Source organism: Mycolicibacterium arseniciresistens (genome assembly GCF_030519285.1).
In the GTDB taxonomy this organism is placed as follows: domain Bacteria; phylum Actinomycetota; class Actinomycetes; order Mycobacteriales; family Mycobacteriaceae; genus Mycobacterium; species Mycobacterium arseniciresistens.
Genome location: NZ_JAUMSQ010000331.1, coordinates 1 through 1,337, shown reverse-complemented (window position 1 = coordinate 1,337; position 1,337 = coordinate 1). Strand labels below are relative to the sequence as shown.

At 72.8% G+C, this 1,337-nt stretch carries 1 pseudogene; it reads left to right on the top strand.

From position 1 onward, the window contains the following. A pseudogene (locus tag Q2100_RS27475) lies at window positions 1-1,337 on the top strand (hypothetical protein); the annotation flags it as partial.

Genomic DNA, 1,337 nt, shown 5'->3' with positions numbered 1-1,337 from the left:
CCCCGGGCGCGATCCGGGATAAATACGCGTCGCTCGGCGGGCCCGCCGACGGCGACCTGGGCTTCCCGACCATCGACGAACAACCCGGCCGGGTCAGCCCGGAGAGCCGCAACACCACCTTCAGCGCCGCTGACAGACCGGTCATCTTCTGGACGCCGGCCACCGGCGCGCGGGTGGTCCGCGGCGCCGTCAACGCGGCGTGGGACAAGCTCGGCGGCTCCGCCGGGCCGCTCGGGGTGCCCGCCGAGGACGAGGTCTACCGCGGCGACCAGGTGTCGCAGAAGTTCACCGGCGGGGAACTGACGTGGAACCGCAAGACCAAGGCCTACACCACCGTGCCGCCCGACCTCGCCGGGCAGCTGGCCGGTCTCGAGGTGCCGGAGGACGCGACGACGGCCATCAACGCCGCGCGCCGTGCCGCGGGCGGCCCGCTGGGCCCGCTGGGCGCCAAGGAAGGCGAGCAGTACCCGATCGGCGCCGACGGTGTCGGGCAGAACTTCGCCGGCGGCAAGATCTTCTACACCCCGGCCACGGGTGCCAACGTCGTGTCGGGACAGGTGCTCGACAAGTACGAGAGTGTCGGCGGGCCGGAGGGCGACCTCGGCTTCCCGACGAGCAACGAGGCGGACGGCGGCCTCGGCGTCAACAGCCGGGTCAGCACCTTCGCCGCCGAGGACAAGCCCGTCATCTACTGGACTCCGGACTACGGGCCGGTGATCGTGCGCGGAGCGATGAACGCCGCATGGTCGAAGCTCGGTGGCGCGACCGGTGACCTCGGCGCGCCGATGGCCGACCAGAGCGAGAACGGCGAGGTCGTCACGCAGCGGTTCAGCGGCGGCGCGCTGTCGTGGGATCGCAGCACAGGCAAGTTCAGCACCGAACCGGCGGGGCTGGCCTCCCAGCTGGCCGGTCTCGAGGTGCCGGGACAGCAGCAGCCCGAGACGTCGGCCGACTCGCAGGCCTCCGACACCGACGCCGAGCGGTGGTTCGAGCGGCCGTGGGACCAGTGGAATCCGTGGTGGCTGCTGGCGCTGATCCCGATCCTCGTGCTGGTCGGCCTGATCGCCGGCGCGGTGGTGCTCAGCCGCAGGCGCGGGCGGCGCGACGACGGGCGCGGCGACGACGGACCGTTCGGCGCTCCGGGTGACGGTTGGTATGACGACCTCGACCACGACCGCCTGCATGACGAAGGTGCGCACGGCGAGCCACCCGGCGACGAGCCGCACCGCTACAGCGATCCGCGGTACCCGGGCCACGACGAAGGTGGCGAGCACGGCGCCGCACCGGAATCGGCAGGACCGGACAGTCCGTGGGACCCGCGGGTGGCGCAGCCGCCG